The organism is Rhizobium sp. LjRoot98, assembly GCF_964252935.1.
Lineage (GTDB): Bacteria > Pseudomonadota > Alphaproteobacteria > Rhizobiales > Rhizobiaceae > Pararhizobium.
Window position 1 is genome coordinate 254,310 of sequence record NZ_CAXUPW020000001.1, and the last position, 18,112, is coordinate 272,421.

Sequence of the window (18,112 nt, forward strand, 5' to 3'; positions counted from 1 at the left end):
AATTTCCACGACCACAGTCATGAATGGGTCAGCGGATCACACCGGATTTTTATCTCCCCAGCAGGACAACCTGAATGATTGACCTTTATACCGACGCCTCCCCGAACGGGTTCAAGGCAACAATTGCACTCGAAGAGCTCGCCTTGCCCTATCGCCTGCATCATATCGCCATCGACAAGGGCGAACACCGGCAACCGGCCTTCCTGGCCCTCAATCCACACGGCCGGATTCCCGTGATCACCGATCACGAGACTGGCGTCACCCTGTTCGAATCTGCCGCCATCCTGCTCTATCTCGCAGAAAAAAGCGGGCAGCTTCTTCCGCAGGCACCCCTTGCGCGATGGGAAGCGATCAAGTGGCTTCAGTTCCACTCATCGAGCCTCGGACCCCTTTTGGGCCAGCGGGTGCACTTCGAAATGTTTGCTGGCACAAAAATACCCGATGCAATCGAGCGCTACCGCCGCCTGACCGAAGATGCGTTCGCCGTGCTCGACGGCCAGCTGTCGGCGAATGAATGGCTGGCGGGTGACACTTATTCCGTCGCGGATATCGCCAATTTCGGCTGGACCCACATCGCCACGATCTGCGGGTTTGGCCTCGCTCATCACCAGCACCTTACCCGATGGCACGATCAGGTTGCGCTTCGCCCCGCCGTCCAGCGCGGCATTTCCCTTCCGGCTCCGGCAACGGGCCCTTGAGCACGCGTTTCACAGGATACCATCACGATGAACATCATCAACAACACTGTATCGACGGACAGCCTGCCTGGAGGCGCTTCCTTTGACGCCTTCGCGGCGCATCCGGGCTATCGCCGCATGTTCGCACCCGGCCACCTGACCATCGGTATCTTCCTGCCGCTGCGTTTCTGGCAGGGTGACATGCGGGTGCTGGAAGGCCAGGCCGAGCACGTTGCCGATATTGATCGGCGCGGTTTTGCGGCCGTGTGGGTCCGCGACGTCCCGCTCTACGATCCGAACTTCGGTGACGCGGGACAGGTCTTCGACCCGTTCACCTATCTCGCCTATCTGGCGGCGAAGACCGAACGCATTGCGCTGGCAACCGGAAGCGCGATCTTTAGTTTGCGCCATCCCATCGACCTTGCGAAAATGTCGACAACGATCGACCATCTGTCGGGTGGGCGGCTGGTGATGGGCATTGCGTCTGGCGACCGGCCTGTCGAGTTCCCGGCTTATGGCATTGATTTCGACACGCGAAGCGCACGTTTCGCCGAAACCGTCGCCTGGTTTCGCCAGCTTGTCGCCGCAGGCCAACCTTCCATCCGCGGAACTCTGGGCACGATCCAGGAGGCGACCCTCATGCCCAAGGCCGTAACAGGGCGTATCCCGCTCATTGTGACAGGATCAAGCCGGCAGTCGCCGGAATGGGTGGCTGAGCACGCGGATGGCTGGCTGACATATCCGCAGGCTACCCATACCGCGGATGGCCCCAAACGGCTTGCCGCCAACATCCGTGCATGGCGCAATCTTATCCCTGATGGCGGGTTCAGGCCGCATATGACCAACGAATGGCTCGATCTGGTCGATGATACCGACTTCCCACCCACCCCGCTGCAGGGCGGTTTCGTGCTCCGAACCGGCAGAAAAGGCCTGATCGCGCTGCTTCATGCGTGGCGGGAGGCCGGTGTCAATCATGCGGCCCTTGGCATCCAGTTTTCTCAACGCCCTGTTAAGGAGATTATCCAGGAACTGGCCGAGGAGGTCCTGCCGCACTTTCCCTCGTTTGAAGGTCATGAGCGGGTGGGAGCAAAATGGTGAGGGATATCGGCGCGAAGGATGAGGTGCTGCCAGCCGACGTCATGAAAGGCGGATGGGGCCGGCAGGCCTGTCCTGACAGCTCTTGATTCGGACAGCCGCGATGGCATCGGCGATAGACCTACTGTAGGATAATGCCCAGAGCACGCCGAGAAAGCCCGGATATGGAGCGCCATCTCGCAGCAATCCTGATCGCCGATGTCGTTGGTTACAGTCGTTTGAGCCAGATCGACGAGGAAGGCACGCGCGTTCGTTTCCAGACCGACATGAAACAGATCTTCGAGCCGGCGATTGCTGAGCACAATGGCCGGCTGGTCAAGACCATGGGAGACGGCGTGCTGGTGGAATTCCATAGCGTCGTTGATGCCTTGCGCTGTGCGATAGGCGTGCAGCAGCAGAAAGCAAAGCAGAATGCCGCCACGCCACCCCATCTCCGGCTTGAGTTCCGCATCGGTGTCAATCTCGGCGACATCATCGTCGAGGGGGAGGACATCCATGGCGACAGCGTCAACATTGCGGACCGGATACAGGCGCTGGCCGAACCGGGCGGCATCGCCATTTCCGGAACGGCCTATGACCAGGTGAAGACGAAGCTTGCGGTCGGCTATGCCTCGCTCGGCGAACAGAAGGTCAAAAGCATCAGTGAGCCTATCCGGGTATACCGGATTTTGCTGAACCCGGCAGTGGCGGGCATAACGATTGGCGCCCCCAGAAAACGGCGTTCCTGGCGGGTTCCGGCCGCAATGGTGGCGATACTTGCCCTTCTGTTGGCGGGTGCTGCCTTCTGGTGGCAACCGTGGACACTTCTCCAGACGCCTGCGGCCGTGAACCGTCTGGCTTACCCGCTGCCGGACAAGCCCTCGGTCGCCGTATTGCCCTTTATCAATGTCAGCGGCGACAAGGAACATGATCACCTTGCTGAAGGGCTGACAGACGATCTCATCACCGAACTGTCGAAGGTGTCCGGCCTATTCGTCATCGCACGCCATTCCGTTTTCGCGATCGGCGATGCATCCGGAAAGATTCAGGACGTGGCTGCGGAACTCGGCGTCCACTACGTTCTGGAAGGCACATTGCAGCGGGCGGGAGCAAGATTGCGGATCAACGTCAAGCTGATCGATGCGCTCACCGGACTGTCGCTCTGGGCCGAACGCTACGATCGCCAGTATGCCGACCTCTTTGCCGTGCAAGACGATGTCATCGGCAAGATCATCTCGGCCCTGGCCGTCAAGCTCAGCGAGGGCGAGCGGGACCAGTTGGCGCGAATCCCCACCGACAATCTGGAGGCCTACGATTATTATCTGAGAGCGGAACAGGAGGGCATAACCTATAGCGACGTCGAGACCTATCGCAGGACCCTGTCGTTTTACCAGAAAGCAATCGATCTCGATCCAAACTTTGCCAATGCTCACGCCGGCATCGCCCGCGTCGCCGTCGATGTCTGGCGCAACGACTACACCTATCTCTGGTCGGCGGCCGTGGCCCGCAAGATCGCCTACGACGCGGCGGGGCAAGCCTTGAAGCTGGATGCCAAAAACGCCAGGGCGCTGGCTGTACTTGCCTTGCTTCAACTGGTCGACGGGCGGGAGACCGAGGCGATTGCGTCCGCCAACCAGGCGGTGGAAGCCCAGCCAAGCGATGCGGAAGCCTTTGGAAATCTGGCACTCATTCTCGCCCACACCGGTAGCCATGAACAGGCCATCGCTGAAATGGAGAAGGCTCTGCGGCTTGACCCCTCCCCGCCGCCAAGTTTTCAGCTCCTGGCCGGCATCGTCTTTTACACGGCGCGCGACAACGAGCGGGCCATCCCCTTCATGGAAGCGGCGCGGATAGCGCTGCCCAACGCCGAACCGGTGCATGAATATCTGGCGGCGGCATACATGACGCAGGGCGACCGGACGCGCGGTGCTGAAGAAAAGGCAAGGTTGCTTGAACTGTTTCCCGACAGCAATCTGACCTATTACGGCTATCTCTATGACTACTGGCACGAGGACGACCTGCAGTATCACCTGACCGGCCTGCGGGCAGCCGGCATTCCCGAATGGCCTTTCGGGTTTGAAGGCGCCAAGGCCGATCGGCTCAGCGGGGCAGACCTGCGAAATCTGGTGAACAACAAGACATGGACCGGCAAGCACAAGAACGGCACCGATTTCATCCAGTATTTCGACACGGCAGGAAACACCGCCTATCGCAGCGCCAATACCAGCATTACCGGTGTGACCGAAATTCAGGACGACCGCCTCTGCGAGACGTTTGCCGGCTATTTTCTGGATCGCATGGTCTGCGGATATGTCTACCGCAACAGGGACAAGCAGAACCCTGCCGCGCAATATGTCCATGTCACGCCGCAAGCCCTGAAGTTTTTTTCGCTATCCCCCTGACGGAAGACACAAACCCGGCGGCGGCGGACGGATCAATTGACGCTCTTGCGCCAATCCTTGTGCAGCTTTTCCGTGACAAGGGTTTGCTGGACTTCTGCCCAATGCTTTTGTGAATTGCCGACCTTGGCCGGGTTCTTTTCAAAACCGTCGGCAGCACCCGGATCATAGCTGATATAGAGTTTTCCTTCGATGATCCGCCAGGCTTTCGGATCGATATTGGTGGTCACCGTACCAAGCGAGACACCGTCGGCACAATATCCGCCATACTGCGGCGCATATCTGGCCGGTTCCTTTATGAAGAGGTCCCGGTTTTCGGCGCTCACAAAATGCCAGGTCGCGCCCAGCCAGTGATGACTGTATTTCTCTGATCCTTCCACGGCTTCATTCTGCGTGAAATAGGCAACCGGATCGTAACCTCGAATCGCCACGTCGCCGAAATAGCCCGTGTTGACCAAGGGATCCTCGGCCGCCGCGCCAGAGGCAAACAGCAGCAAACCGGCAAGACCTGCGGCCACTGCTGCACGCGTGACAAAGGTTTTTCGCTTAGCATCAGACATAACATGCTCCGTTTGGCCGGCCGGCGTGCGGTTTGAAGGAAAACTCACTTTCGTTTCGTACATTCGGTGTAGAGCCACTCGCCAACGATACCGGCTTGCTGGCAGACAGCGCCTGCCTTCAAAAGCAGGCCTGCGGCCTCCCAATGCTCCCGCCAACCGGCCTGGGTCAAAGGCGTCACGCCGTTTCGTTCCTTTGCCTCGATGTCCGCCTTGCTCTCCAACAGAAATGCGACCACATCCGTGCGGCCCTCTTCGGCGGCCGCGTGAAGCGGCGTCATATGATAGAAATTCCTGTTATCGTTCACGGCCGCGCCCTTCGCGACAAGTAGCTTCACGACATCAAGATTTCCGCCATAGGCAGCGGCATGCAAGGCAGTCAGTCCGCCTTTATTGCGCACCTCGATGTCAGCGCCGCGTTCCAGCAGAACGGCAACGACGTCCGCATGTCCGGCAAGCGATGCGAGAACAAGCGGCGGATCGCCCGCGCCATCGGGTTCCGCCACATCAGCACCCTGATCCAGCAGGTGTTTCGTGCCCGCAACATCTCCATTTTTGGCCGCATCGTGCAAAGGGCCAGCCAATACAACCGACGCCCAAAACATGGTCCCAACAACGGAAGTGCAAAGAAAATTCATCTCTCACCCACCCATCCCGCTCTGGTTTGGCAACAGCCGAAGGGTATTTAAGATATCATGAATGTACCCCTGGAACAAGAATCGCACGGGAAAGTCGCCGTTTTGGGCAGAGGCGATCCGGTTCCCGCCACGATAAAAATTATCCCCGTAACCCACGGCGATCCTTCGCGCGGCGACGATGCATGTTGTGGGTGCGACAGATACCGGACCACTCCCTCCACTTGTGGGTAGGATTAGGGAGCAGCAAGGCCACAGGCGCGGAGCACAAGAAGCCCCTCCCGGCCCGTTAAGCCACCCTCCCCACAAGGGGAAAGGAAAGAAGGGCCGCCCGCCCCCTAAATTCCCCTCACCCCTTGCTTCCTGCCCGAAAATGCGTATAAGCGCGCTGTTCGCAACACCCGGTCTTCTGGCTGGTGGCTGAACGGAGGGCCGGTTTCCCTTAAGAGACCTGTCAGGACCTAAAGGGGTCCAGCCTCCCGTGTCTCCGCTCTCGACCGTCTCGAAACAACACTTTCTTGCCGGCTGCTCGCAGCCACTTGAACAGTCGTTGAGGCTTAGCCGCCGATTTCCGGGTGACGATTAACGCAAGAAAGGCAAAGCCTCATGGCTCTTTATGAACATGTATTCCTTGCCCGGCAGGATATTTCCGCACAGCAGGTCGACGCTCTCGTCGAACAGTACAAGGGTGTACTGGAAGCTAACGGCGGAAAAGTCGGGCGCGTCGAAAACTGGGGCCTCAAGTCCCTGACGTACCGCATCAACAAGAACCGCAAGGCTCACTACGTTCTGATGGACATCGATGCTCCGGCACCGGCCGTTCACGAGATCGAGCGCCAGATGCGCATCAACGAAGACATCCTTCGTTACATGACCATCGCTGTTGAGCAGCATGAAGACGGCCCGTCCGCCATGATGCAGAAGCGCGACCGCGACGACCGTCCGCGCCGCGATGGCGACGATCGTGGCCCGCGCCGCGAATTCGGCGACCGCCCGCCACGTGGTGATCGTGAAGACCGTCCGCGCCGTCCGCGCGAAGACCGGGCATAAGGAGAGAAGACCATGGCTGATACACTGTCCGCTCCGGCACGCCGCCCGTTCCATCGCCGTCGCAAGACCTGCCCCTTCTCCGGCGCCAACGCTCCGAAGATCGATTACAAGGACATCCGTCTGCTGCAGCGCTACATTTCCGAGCGCGGCAAGATCGTTCCTTCGCGTATCACGGCAGTTTCCCAGAAGAAGCAGCGCGAACTGGCCCAGGCCATCAAGCGCGCCCGCTTCCTCGGCCTCCTGCCTTACGTCATGTCCTAAGACTTGACCGTCCGTTGAGGCATTGACTCAACGGAAGCTGACTCAAGGTGAGGCGAACAGCCGATGGCATCGCCTCACCTTCTCCCTTCCGCGTTGGGCGCGGATCGGAAACACCGGCGCACTCAGCGCTAAAACCCATGTTGGGGCTTTGTTTCTGAATCAAGAAACGCCTCTAACTGCTTGATAGCAGGACAGCGAACCGTGAAGACATTGAACCAAACATCGCTGTTGACCGGCGCTTTCGCCGGCGTGACCGCTGCCTTGCTTTCGCTTGGCGCGAACACGCAGTCGTCGTTTGCAATCGTGCTTTACGCTGCGTCCGCGCTACCCATCCTGATTGCCGGCCTTGGCTGGGGCAACACCGCCGCGATCACCGCCGTCGTCGTTGCCGGCCTGACCGGCACCGTGCTTGTCTCCCCCTATTTCGCGCTTCTGATCGCCGTCATCACGCTGATCCCTGCCGCATGGCTCAGCCACCTCGCCAACCTCGCCCGTCCGGCGTCCGAGCTTGGCGGCCCTGATGGGGCAATGGCCTGGTATCCGCTCTCGGATATCCTGACCAATCTCGCCATCCTCGTGACGATCGGCATGCTCATCGTCGGCGTCATCATCGGTTACGACGGCGCCATGTCCGACCGGATGATCGATATCGTCATGGAAGCGCTGAAGGCGCAGGAACCCGGCTATAATCCGGATGCCGCCTCGATCGCGCAGATCAAATCGATCTTTTCCGTCGCCCTGCCTATGGTTCAGGGCGCCATCTGGGTGCTGATGCTGTTTGCGGCCTATTACATCGCCACCCGCATCGTCCAGACCTCCGGCAAGAGCCTTCGTCCGCGCGAAGACATGCCCTCGACGCTGCGCATGCACCGCTTTTCGATCTTTGCCTTCCTCGGAGGCCTTTTGCTCGCCTTCACGGGCGGCGTTCCGGCAATCGTCGGCGCCCTCATCTGCGGCACATTCGGCGCCGGATTCATGCTGGCCGGCTTTGCCGTCTTCCATTTCCGCACACGCGGCAAGTCCTGGCGGCTTCCCGTGTTGTGGCTTGGCTATCTGTCGGTTTTGCTCTTCACGATCCCGGCATTCTTCTTTCTCCTGTCGGGTCTGATGGACACGCGGCGCGCCATCGCGCTGTCACCGGCAGGGAAAACCACTGAGACTGACACTAAAGACCTCTGAACAGACACACGAAAGGACTAAACCAATGCAAGTCATTCTTCTCGAACGCGTTGCCAAGCTCGGCCAGATGGGCGAAACCGTCAAGGTTCGCGACGGCTTTGCCCGTAACTACCTGCTGCCGCTCGGCAAGGCGCTGCGCGCCAACGAAGCCAACAAGAAGCGTTTCGAAGCCGAGCGTGCAACGCTTGAAGCCCGTAACCTCGAGCGCAAGTCCGAAGCCCAGGCTGTCGCCGAAACGCTTGGCGGCAAGTCCTTCATCGTCGTCCGTTCGGCCGGCGAAACCGGTCAGCTCTACGGTTCGGTTGCTGCCCGCGACATCGTCGACGTTCTGGCTGCCGAAGGCTTCAACATCGGCCGCAACCAGGTCGACCTGAACAACCCGATCAAGACCATCGGCCTGCACGACGTTGTCCTGCACCTGCATTCGGAAGTCGAAATCAAGGTTCAGATGAACGTTGCCCGTTCGGCTGAAGAAGCTGAGCGTCAGCTCAAGGGCGAAAGCCTGACGTCGGCCGACGCCATCTACGGCGTTGACGAAGACGCCCTGAAGCCGGAAGACTTCTTCAACCCGGAAGCCGAATTCGAAGGCGAAGACGAGTAATCGTCAAAACGATCGGTGCACCGGCGGCACCTATCTTGCCAGACCGGCAAAACGAAAGGCCCGCGATGCAAATCGCGGGCCTTTCGCGTTTCAAGGGTTGATTGGCAATTACTTTAGCAGTTGCGGTTCCGCCGCCTTGTCGACGCTGACCTCCACCGACATGCCCGGCGCCAAAGCTGCTGCCAGCGGTTGGTCCGGATCGATCGAAACGCGAACGCCGACACGCTGGGCCACCTTGGTGAAATTACCGGTGGCATTGTCGGCACGGATGACGCTGAATTCGGAGCCGGCCGCCGGCGAAAAGCGCTCGACATGGCCGTTCAACCGCGCCTTGTTAAGGGCATCCACCGTAAACACCACCGGCTGGCCGATCTTCATCCCATCAAGCTGGGCTTCCTTGAAATTGGCGATGATCCAGACATCCTTCGGCACAACGGCCATCAATTGCGTGCCTGCCGTCACATACTGCCCGAGCCGCGCGCCGACTTCGCCAAGCCTGCCATCCTGCGGCGCGGTGATCGTGGTGTTGTCGAGATCGATCTGCGCCAGCTGGACGGCAGCTTCCGCGCTGCGCACACCGGCTTCGAGCCCTGCCCTGGAGCCGATCGTGGTGGCAAGATTTTGGCGAGACACCTCGATCGCCGCCGTCGCCTGATCGACACCGGCCTTTGCCTGATTAAGCGTTGCCTGAGCGGTGTCGACATCGACCGATGTGGCGATACCCTTTTCGGCCAGCGGTTGAATCCGCACCCAGGCCTGATTGGCCCTCGTCAACGCGGCGGCAGTGATGTCGCGCTGGGCTTCGCTGGCGACGATGCTTGCCCTGGCCGAGAGCTCCTGCTGGTATGAGTTGGCAAGCAACGCCTTCTGCGCGTCCAGCGTACCCTTGGCTTGCGCCAGCTTCTGGGCAAAAATCCGATCGTCGATCTTCACCAAAACCTGCCCTGCCCTGACCGCCTCATAATCCTTGACCGGGACTGCTGCCACATAGCCGGACAGCTGCGGGCTGACGATCGTCACAAAACCGCGAACGTAGGCGTTGTCGGTCATCTCTACGGTGGTGGCAAACGGCGGCAGGCGCCATGCGTAGAGGACCAGTAGCACGCCGGCAAGGCCTGCCAGGAGCGTCAGGATGGTCGCGGGGGAACGAAATGTCTTCAGCATGGATGAACTCTGGGCGTGTCAGGACTGGGTGGCAACCGCACTCGCGGCTGTTTTGTGCGGAATGAGGCGCTGCCAAGCGAGATGTCCGAGCAGCAGGACAAGACCAATGGCGGAGGCAACGGCAATGACGAGAAAGGCGTCGTTATAGGCAAGGATATTGGCTTCGCGCGTCACCTGCTGGCCAAGCAATTGCAGGCCTTCGGCATTCAGCAGCGACTTGTCGGTGATGACCTTGCCATAAGAGGCGGAGAGTTGCGACACGCGCTGCGCCACAAAGGGATTTGTAAGCAGGATATGCTCGACCAGGACGTTGGAGTGGAATTTTTCCCGCAGGGTGACAAAAGAACCGAGCGCCGCCTGTGCCAAAAGCGCTCCGATGCTCTGGGTGAACAGGAAGATCAGCAGGAAATTGACGATGAAAGCTGGCCCCCTGGCCAGGGCGGCAGCAAATCCTCGGGACATGACCGGCGGCAGGAACATCGCAGCGCCCGCCGCCACCATCGCCTGGCTAAGATACATCTGCTCCGGCCGGGTGAGGCTCGTCGATTGGCTGTCGAGAAAGGCGCCGGTGGCGATCAACACCAGGGCCAGCGCATGCGCCGTTTCGACATATCTCGTCAGCATCAGAACCGTGCAGGCTAGCCCGCCGGCAATCGAGGCCATCAGGATGATCGCGTACATCGTCTGCGTCTGCTCGTTGAGCAAACCCAGCTGCATGTAGAAATTGGCCGCTGTCGTGGTCTGCTCGGAACTGACAACACGAAACAGAAGCAGGATGCCGGCCATATGCATGTTCTCTTTCGAGAACACCCAGCGAAGATCGATCAAAGGTAATTTACGCGGCAACTCAAGCGCCACCATCAGCGTCAACGCTGCGATCGATCCGGCCAAAAGCAAACCGAGCCACGACGCCTCGAACCACCAGTAGAGCCGTCCGAGCGTCAAGAAGACCGCCAGACAACCGAAACCAACGGCCAGCAACAGATAACTGAGAATGTCCATCTTCTGGATGACGTTTGCACGTGGCGGCGGCGTCAACGGCAGAAGATAGACGACCGGCAGCGCCATCAATGCCAGCCCCATCTCGAAGGTGTAAAGCGCATGCCAGCCGCCGAGATCCATCAGCGGCGGCGAGATGATGCGGGCGATCGGCGCTGCGAGCGTCGTGTTCATCAAGGCAAGGCTCACCCCCACCGACAATTTACGCGCCGGCGGGAAGGCTTCGAGCATGTAGAGGAAGCCGAGTGTCGACAGAGGCGCCGCCGCCATGCCGCTGAGGAAGCGGACGACGGTTGCCGAATGCAGGTCGGAGACGAAGAGATTGAGGACGGACGCAAAAACGAAACAGATGATGCTGAGTTCGGCAAACCGCCGCAGGCCAAACTGGGCGCGAATCTTGAACAGCCCGATCGACATCGAGGCATAGGGCGCCATGTAAGCGGCCGAGAGCCAGGCGATTTCCGATGTCGTTGCCGAGAGTGATCCTTGAAGCTGGTAGATATTGGCGTTGAGCAGGTTCATGCCCAGGCCCTGTGTAAGAAACAGGAGAAGCGAGGACACCATGTAGATGGCAGCCCTCGCCGGGCTCATCGGCTCCGGCGGCGGCTGGATGGGGAGTGGGACCGGATCGGCGACCGGCGGTTCGCGCTCGATGTCATTGTCATCATCGATCCGCTGGTCCACCGTGCTCATGTGCAGCTCAGTTCCGGCCGATGGCAAGAATATTGCCATTCATCAGGCTGACCACCTGCAAAGCTGTCGCCTTGTCCCGCGCATCGACACCGCCCAGCACCTGTTCACGGATTTCGCAGGCGAGCTTGTCGATTTCGTCGGCGATGCCGCGGCCGTGGGCTGTCATGTGGATCTGCTTGGCACGTCTATCGCTCGCCTCGACCCGCCGCTCGATGAACCCCTGCTTCTCCATACCATCGAGCAGGCGCACGATCGTCGGCGTCTCGATGCCGAGCTCGTCGGCCAGTTCGCGCTGATTGAGGCCATCGCGCTTCGACAGGGCAAACAGGGCTCTGGCACGCGACAGCGTCAGCCCCCGCTCCTTCACCCGCGCATCAAACAGCGCCCGCAGCTTGCGGTTCACCGAAGCCAGCGCATCGAAGAGTTCGCGATTGACGGCGGAGTTCAACATTTCGTACCTTTTTCATATTAGTAGCATACTACTTATTTTAGTCCTACTTAATCGATCGAGGTCCGTCTTTCAAGCTGTTGATCCCGTCTCAGGTAAAAACCGTGTGAACTGCAATGGATCGGGGTAAGACACCGCAACCTACTGCCGGACGCCGATTCGAAAGGAATCCGGTCAACAGGAAATAGCGCTATCGACAGATTTTTCGAGTTCGCCCATAAGCCCCTGTGAACAACGGTGACGGCTGGCCGCTACTGCCACTGTGGCGGCCACTGTTGCAGCCAGGTCATTGACGCTTGGCAGCAAGCCGCTCAAACCGGTGGCACACCAAAAATGACGAAAGACAAAGGCGGAACGCCATGAATGAAGCAGCGCGGAGAATTGTACCCATGACGAAAGATCAGGGCGACACAGCCTATCGCGAAGCGCCAAACAATCTTGAGGCGGAACAGGCGTTGCTGGGCGCTATCCTGGTCAACAACGATGCCTTCTACCGCGTCTCGGACTTTCTGAAGCCCGTCCATCTTAACGAGCCCCTGCACCGTAAAATCTTCGAGGTCGCCGGCGACATCATCCGCATGGGCAAGACCGCCAATCCGGTGACGATCAAGACCTTTCTGAAGGCCGACGAGAAGGTCGGCGACATGACGGTGGCGCAGTATCTTGCCCGCCTCGCCTCGGAAGCCGTCTCGATCATCAACGCGGAGGACTATGGCCGGGCGATCTACGATCTGGCGCTGCGCCGCTCGCTGATCACCATCGGCGAGGACATGGTCAATATCGCCTATGACGCACCGCTCGACATGCCGCCGCAGAGCCAGATCGAAGATGCCGAACGCCGGCTGTTCGAACTTGCCGAAACCGGCCGCTACGACGGCGGCTTTCAGGCGTTCAACGATGCCGTGGCCCTGGCGATCGACATGGCCGGACAGGCCTTCGAGCGCGACGGCCATCTTTCCGGCATTTCCAGCGGCATCCTGTCGCTCGATGCCCGCATGGGCGGGTTGCAACGCTCCGACTTGATCGTTCTGGCCGGACGCCCGGGCATGGGCAAGACCTCGCTTGCCACCAACATCGCCTGGAACGTGGCGCATGCCTATGAACCGGAAGTCCAGGCAGACGGCTCCTTCAAGGCGAAGAATGGCGGCGTTGTCGGTTTCTACTCGCTCGAAATGTCCTCCGAACAGCTGGCCACGCGTATCATCTCCGAGCAGACCGACGTTTCGTCCTCAAAAATCCGGCGCGGTGATATTTCCGAAGCCGAGTTCGAGAAGCTGGTCGTCTTTTCCCAGACGATGCAGAAAACGCCGCTCTATATCGACCAGACCGGTGGTATCTCGATCGCCCAGCTATCGGCCCGCGCCCGCCGCCTGAAGCGCCAGCGCGGCCTCGATTGCCTGGTGGTGGACTATATCCAGCTGATGACCGGCTCGGGAAAGTCCGGCGAAAACCGCGTGCAGGAAATCACCCAGATCACCACGGGCCTGAAGGCGCTCGGCAAGGAACTGAACGTGCCGATCATCGCGCTGTCGCAGCTGTCCCGTCAGGTGGAAAGCCGCGAAGACAAGCGCCCGCAGCTCTCCGACCTGCGTGAATCCGGCTCGATCGAGCAGGACGCCGACGTCGTGCTGTTCGTGTTCCGCGAAGAATATTACGTGAAGAACCTTGAACCGCGCGACGAGTTCGACCCGAAATACGAAGAGTGGAAACAGAAGTTCGAATCGGTCAAGGGCACGGCGGACGTGATCATCGCCAAGCAGCGTCACGGGCCGACCGGCACGGTCAAGCTCGCCTTCCAGTCGGAATTCACCCGCTTCACCGATCTGGCAGATCCGTCCTTCACCCAATACGAGGAACCGTGACCCGCGAAAAATGACCCTTCCCCCGGCAACGGCCGCTGGCCGTGTTGCAAATATCCAGACTTGCGGTTAAGCGGGAAGAAATTTAGCAAAGCCTTCGCAGCCCTTGGCCGCGAAGGGCAGTCTGGAGAAATCAGTTGACGGAAGCTATTATCGCGCTGCTGCAGGTGCTTGCGATCGATCTCGTTCTCGCAGGCGACAATGCCATTGTCATCGGTCTTGCGGCAGCCGGTCTTCCCAAGGAACAGCGTGGCAAGGCGATCCTAATCGGCATCGCTGCAGCCACAGTCCTGCGTATCATCTTCGCCCTTCTCGCCACCCAGCTTCTACAGATTCTCGGTCTTCTGCTCGTCGGCGGCATCCTGCTTCTGTGGGTCTGCTGGAAGATGTGGCGCGAGCTGCGGACGTCCGCGAAGGAGGAAAACGAGGGCCTGGAGACGCTGACCGGCGAAGACATGGACAAGAGCGGCACAGTCGGCAACGGCGCGCCGCGCAAGACGCTGAAGCAGGCCGCAATCCAGATCGTCATCGCTGACGTTTCCATGTCGCTCGATAACGTGCTGGCCGTGGCCGGTGCCGCGCGCGAGCATCCGAACATCCTCATCCTCGGCCTTGCGGTATCCGTCGCGCTGATGGGCATTGCCGCATCCTACATCGCCAAGCTTTTGCACCGCTTCCCCTGGGTTTCCTATCTTGGCCTTGCCATCATCCTCTTCGTCGCGCTGAAGATGATCTACGAAGGCTTCATGGAAGTCGAACCGCTGATCACATCATCGCTGATGTAATCCGGCGGGCGAAACGTCGCCCTTTCCGTGATCGCAACCGTTGCGATCGCGGGCCACACAACGCACGGTGCCGGCCGATGCATGGTGCTGACGATTGCAGCCGCCCCGATCTGGCTGTATCTCTCTTGCCATGGCCAATTTGCACACTCCCCCCTTCGCCGATCCCGCCTTTGAGGCTGCGTCCAACCGTCTGACCATCGATCTCGGTGCGCTCGCCAGCAACTGGCGCCATATGGACAAATTGTCCGGCAAGGCGCGGGCCGCGGCGGTGCTGAAAGCCAATGCCTATGGGATCGGCATCGAACCTGCGGCAAGCACGCTCTATGCCGCAGGTGCCCGGGATTTCTTCGTCGCCAGTGTCGAGGAAGGCGTGGCGCTTCGCCCGATCGTTCCGGATGGCCGCATCCATATTCTTGCCGGTATGTGGCCGGGCAACGAGCAGCTATTCTTCGACAATGGTCTAGTGCCAATCATCAATTCCGAGGAGCAACTGGCCTTCTTCATGTCGGTGCTGTCGGAGCGCGGCGATCATCCTTGCGTCCTACACATCGATACCGGCATGAACCGCCTGGGGCTGACGCTGGACGAAGCACTGGCACTTGCCGGTGATCCGGCTCGCCCCGCGAGCTTCTCGCCCATTCTGGTCATGAGCCATCTCGCCTGCGCCGACGATCAGGCGCATCCGCTCAACCGCCGGCAACTCGAATCATTCCGCGCGGTTACGGCCGCTTTCGAAGGCGTCGAATCAAGCCTTGCCAATTCGGCAGGCATTCATCTGGGACCAGATTTCCATTTCGACATGACCCGCCCGGGCATTGCTACCTATGGCGGCGAAGCCGTCAATGACGTGAAAAATCCGATGAAACCGGTGGTGACGGCCGAGGCGCGCATCCTGCAGATCCGCCGTGTACGGACCGGCGACACGGCAAGCTATGGCGGCTCGGCCCAGTTTTCCCGCGACAGCCGGGTGGCGATCGTCGCCATCGGCTATGCCGACGGCTATCACCGCTCGGTCTCCGGCGGCGGCGTCACCCTGCGCCAGGCGACACCATCGGGTGCCTACGGCTTCCTGCACGGACAGAAGGTGCCGCATCTCGGCCGCGTCACCATGGATCTCAGCCTGTTCGACATCACTGATTTTGCTGACAATGCCGTTCGACCCGGCGACTATATCGAACTGTTCGGCAATCATGTCGCCATCGATGACGTTGCCCGCGCCGGTGGCACGATCGGCTACGAGATGCTGACGAGCCTCGGGAGCCGGTATGAGCGGGCGTATATCGAGGCCTGATAGCTTTTCGAGATTGCGGCTTGGAATCGGGAAAGTGATGTTATAGATTGGAACAAAAGGAGATCATCGCTATTTTTGCAACCTGACCTCCCGCCGCCCCATCCTCGCGTCTCACCTGTCCGCATCCTTCACGGCCGCCAGGACATGACCTCCGAAGACTTCCCCGAAAGCGAAATTTGATGGCGAAAGCCCGGACACAATTCATCTGCCAGAACTGCGGAACCGTTCACGCCCGGTGGGTGGGGAAATGCGAAGGCTGCAACCAGTGGAACACGATCGTCGAGGAAGACCCGATGGGCGGAATCGGCGGCGGGCCTGGCCGGACGCCGAAGAAGGGCCGTCCCGTTGCGCTCACCACGCTATCGGGCGAGATCGAGGATGCACCGCGCATTCAGACGGGGATTTCCGAGCTTGACCGGGCAACCGGCGGCGGGTTCGTGCGCGGTTCGGCCGTGCTGATCGGCGGTGATCCCGGCATCGGCAAATCGACGGTGCTGATGCAGGCGGCCGCGGCTCTCTCGCGGCGCGGTCACAGGATCATCTATGTCTCGGGCGAAGAGGCCGTGGCGCAGGTGCGGCTCCGGGCACAACGGCTGGGGGCTGCCGATACCGAGGTACTTCTGGCTGCCGAAACCAACGTCGAGGATATCCTTGCCACACTCGGCGAAGGTAAGCGGCCGGACCTCGCCATCATCGATTCGATCCAGACGCTTTGGAGCGACACGGCCGATTCGGCACCCGGCACGGTGACGCAGGTGCGCACCGGCGTTCAGGCGATGATCCGTTTTGCCAAGCAGACGGGGGCCGCCATCGTTTTGGTCGGCCATGTCACCAAGGAAGGCCAGATCGCCGGTCCGCGCGTCGTCGAACACATGGTCGATGCCGTACTCTATTTCGAAGGCGACCGCGGCCATCACTACCGCATTCTGCGCACCGTCAAGAATCGTTTTGGCCCGACCGACGAGATCGGCGTGTTCGAGATGTCCGACAAGGGACTGCGCGAAGTCACCAATCCGTCCGAACTGTTTCTCGGCGAGCGTAACGCGAAATCGCCGGGTGCCGCAGTCTTTGCCGGCATGGAGGGGACACGGCCCGTGCTGGTCGAAGTCCAGGCGCTGGTGGCGCCAACATCGCTTGGAACGCCGCGCCGCGCCGTCGTCGGCTGGGACTCGGCACGGCTGTCGATGATACTTGCGGTGCTCGAGGCCCATTGCGGGGTCCGGCTCGGTCAGCACGACGTTTATCTCAATATTGCCGGTGGATACCGGATTTCGGAGCCCGCGGCAGACCTTGCGGTCGCTTCCGCATTGGTTTCCTCGCTTGCCGGTCTTGCCCTTCCCTCCGATTGCGTCTATTTCGGCGAAGTCAGTCTGTCCGGGGCCATCCGGCCGGTTGCGCATACCGCCCAGCGCCTTAAAGAAGCCGAAAAACTCGGCTTTTCACAGGCCGTCCTGCCTTCCGCCTCCGCCGACCTGCCCAAGGGCAACGGCATGAGTTGGGCGGAGATGGAAAGCCTGCCGGATCTGGTGGCGCGCATTGCCGGCTCGAAGGGAGCCTTGAAGCAGGCGGACAATGATGATTGAGGAAATTGCCGCTTAAAAATGGCGAATTCCGGTGAAAACAGTGTTCAATCATGGACCATCGAAAGACGCCCCTCGCGTCATCATATATGGTTCGCGAAAAATCAGCGTGGGGCCGTCTCAAGGCGGTTTCGGAGTAGGACAATATGCCCATTACAATTCTCGACGGTATCGTTCTCGGCGTCGCGCTCTTCTCGGCCATTCTGGCGATGGTTCGCGGTTTTTCCCGGGAAGTTCTGTCGGTCGCAAGCTGGGTCGGCGCTGCAGCTGCCGCCTATTTCCTCTACCCATACCTCCTGCCTTACGCAAAGAACTATACCAGCAGCGATACAGTCGCGATGATCGGCTCGGCCGGCGTCGTCTTTCTCGTCGCGCTGATCATCGTCTCCTTCATCACCATGCGGATCGCCGATTTCATCATCGACAGCCGCATCGGCGCGCTGGACCGGACACTCGGGTTTCTGTTTGGCGCGGCGCGTGGCGTCCTGCTCGTCGTCGTCGCCATGCTGTTCTTCAACTGGCTGGTCGCCCCGCAGCAGCAGCCGGTCTGGGTCACAACCGCAAAATCCAAGCCGCTGCTCGACAATCTCGGCGGCAAGCTGATCGCGCTCCTGCCTGAAAATGCCGATGCCACCATTCTCGACCGCCTGCGCGGCAAGGACACGACCGGCGAAGGCGAAAACGAGGCCCCTGCTGGCGCGACCACTCAGCCCCCGGCCGAAGAAACGCCCGCCACCAATGGCGCAGCTACCAACGGCTAAGGCCGGATGCTAAAATGAGAGCCCGCTCCGGCGGGCTCTGTGCATTTTGCAATGATGATGTGCGAAACCTTCAAGTCATGACGGCTTGAAGGCCGCAAG

17 protein-coding genes are annotated in these 18,112 nt (G+C 60.2%); 12 read left to right on the forward strand and 5 right to left on the reverse strand.

Translation table 11 applies throughout. From position 1 onward, the window contains the following. The first annotated feature begins 74 nt into the window (after window positions 1-74). From ACSQ3J_RS01235 to ACSQ3J_RS01245, 3 genes are all read left to right on the forward strand, one after another. A complete protein-coding gene (locus ACSQ3J_RS01235; protein WP_060503545.1) occupies window positions 75-698 on the forward strand; it encodes a glutathione S-transferase family protein in 624 nt (207 codons plus the stop codon). A 27-nt stretch (window positions 699-725) separates the two neighbouring features. Continuing rightward, entirely contained in the window at window positions 726-1,775 is a 1,050-nt protein-coding gene (locus ACSQ3J_RS01240) for an LLM class oxidoreductase (RefSeq protein ID WP_060503546.1), read from the forward strand. Between the two features lie 161 nt (window positions 1,776-1,936). Next, entirely contained in the window at window positions 1,937-4,153 is a 2,217-nt protein-coding gene (locus ACSQ3J_RS01245) for an adenylate/guanylate cyclase domain-containing protein (protein WP_060503547.1), read from the forward strand. 32 nt (window positions 4,154-4,185) lie between these two features. Here ACSQ3J_RS01245 and ACSQ3J_RS01250 read toward each other — a convergent pair whose 3' ends face one another. After that, window positions 4,186-4,710 (reverse strand): YHS domain-containing (seleno)protein, encoded by a 525-nt coding sequence (locus ACSQ3J_RS01250; RefSeq protein ID WP_060503548.1) that lies wholly within the window; start codon window positions 4,708-4,710, stop codon window positions 4,186-4,188. A 44-nt stretch (window positions 4,711-4,754) separates the two neighbouring features. Beyond that, window positions 4,755-5,345: an ankyrin repeat domain-containing protein gene (locus ACSQ3J_RS01255; protein ID WP_060503549.1), complete on the reverse strand. Its 591-nt coding sequence runs from the start codon at window positions 5,343-5,345 to the stop codon at window positions 4,755-4,757. Between the two features lie 603 nt (window positions 5,346-5,948). On the opposite strand from ACSQ3J_RS01255, the gene rpsF reads away from it, so the two are divergent. From rpsF to rplI, 4 genes are all read left to right on the forward strand, one after another. Then, the gene (gene rpsF / locus ACSQ3J_RS01260; RefSeq protein ID WP_037107253.1) at window positions 5,949-6,392 is read left to right on the forward strand and encodes a 30S ribosomal protein S6; all 444 of its coding nucleotides are present in this window, start codon (window positions 5,949-5,951) and stop codon (window positions 6,390-6,392) included. Between the two features lie 12 nt (window positions 6,393-6,404). Then, a complete protein-coding gene (gene rpsR / locus ACSQ3J_RS01265) occupies window positions 6,405-6,653 on the forward strand; it encodes a 30S ribosomal protein S18 (RefSeq protein ID WP_037107250.1) in 249 nt (82 codons plus the stop codon). 201 nt (window positions 6,654-6,854) lie between these two features. Further along, window positions 6,855-7,832, forward strand: coding sequence for a DUF2232 domain-containing protein (locus ACSQ3J_RS01270; protein WP_060503550.1), 978 nt, complete (start codon window positions 6,855-6,857; stop codon window positions 7,830-7,832). A 25-nt stretch (window positions 7,833-7,857) separates the two neighbouring features. Next, the gene (gene rplI, locus ACSQ3J_RS01275) at window positions 7,858-8,433 is read left to right on the forward strand and encodes a 50S ribosomal protein L9 (protein ID WP_060503551.1); all 576 of its coding nucleotides are present in this window, start codon (window positions 7,858-7,860) and stop codon (window positions 8,431-8,433) included. 108 nt (window positions 8,434-8,541) lie between these two features. Here the strand turns inward: rplI and ACSQ3J_RS01280 are convergent, their stop codons facing one another. Genes ACSQ3J_RS01280 through ACSQ3J_RS01290 form a run of 3 tightly spaced genes read right to left on the reverse strand, consistent with a single transcriptional unit; the run spans window position 8,542 to window position 11,740 of the window. Then, complete coding sequence (locus ACSQ3J_RS01280) at window positions 8,542-9,597, reverse strand: HlyD family secretion protein (protein WP_060503552.1); 1,056 nt, start codon at window positions 9,595-9,597, stop codon at window positions 8,542-8,544. An 18-nt stretch (window positions 9,598-9,615) separates the two neighbouring features. Beyond that, the gene (locus ACSQ3J_RS01285; RefSeq protein ID WP_060503553.1) at window positions 9,616-11,289 is read right to left on the reverse strand and encodes an MFS transporter; all 1,674 of its coding nucleotides are present in this window, start codon (window positions 11,287-11,289) and stop codon (window positions 9,616-9,618) included. Between the two features lie 7 nt (window positions 11,290-11,296). Continuing rightward, window positions 11,297-11,740 (reverse strand): MarR family winged helix-turn-helix transcriptional regulator, encoded by a 444-nt coding sequence (locus ACSQ3J_RS01290; RefSeq protein WP_060503554.1) that lies wholly within the window; start codon window positions 11,738-11,740, stop codon window positions 11,297-11,299. A 356-nt stretch (window positions 11,741-12,096) separates the two neighbouring features. Between ACSQ3J_RS01290 and ACSQ3J_RS01295 the strand changes: the two genes are divergently transcribed. The 5 genes from ACSQ3J_RS01295 to ACSQ3J_RS01315 all read left to right on the forward strand — a co-directional run bounded on the left by ACSQ3J_RS01295 (window position 12,097) and on the right by ACSQ3J_RS01315 (window position 18,013). Next, entirely contained in the window at window positions 12,097-13,599 is a 1,503-nt protein-coding gene (locus ACSQ3J_RS01295; RefSeq protein WP_060503555.1) for a replicative DNA helicase, read from the forward strand. A 134-nt stretch (window positions 13,600-13,733) separates the two neighbouring features. Further along, window positions 13,734-14,381 carry a TerC family protein gene (locus tag ACSQ3J_RS01300; protein ID WP_060503556.1) on the forward strand — a complete coding sequence of 216 codons (648 nt, stop codon included), beginning with the start codon at window positions 13,734-13,736 and terminating at the stop codon, window positions 14,379-14,381. A gap of 130 nt (window positions 14,382-14,511) precedes the next feature. Next, on the forward strand, window positions 14,512-15,672 hold the full coding sequence (alr, locus tag ACSQ3J_RS01305; protein WP_060503557.1) for an alanine racemase: 1,161 nt from the start codon (window positions 14,512-14,514) through the stop codon (window positions 15,670-15,672). A 179-nt stretch (window positions 15,673-15,851) separates the two neighbouring features. After that, entirely contained in the window at window positions 15,852-17,255 is a 1,404-nt protein-coding gene (gene radA, locus ACSQ3J_RS01310) for a DNA repair protein RadA (RefSeq protein WP_436038525.1), read from the forward strand. A gap of 143 nt (window positions 17,256-17,398) precedes the next feature. Beyond that, window positions 17,399-18,013 carry a CvpA family protein gene (locus ACSQ3J_RS01315; protein ID WP_060503559.1) on the forward strand — a complete coding sequence of 205 codons (615 nt, stop codon included), beginning with the start codon at window positions 17,399-17,401 and terminating at the stop codon, window positions 18,011-18,013. The last annotated feature ends 99 nt before the right edge of the window (window positions 18,014-18,112 follow it).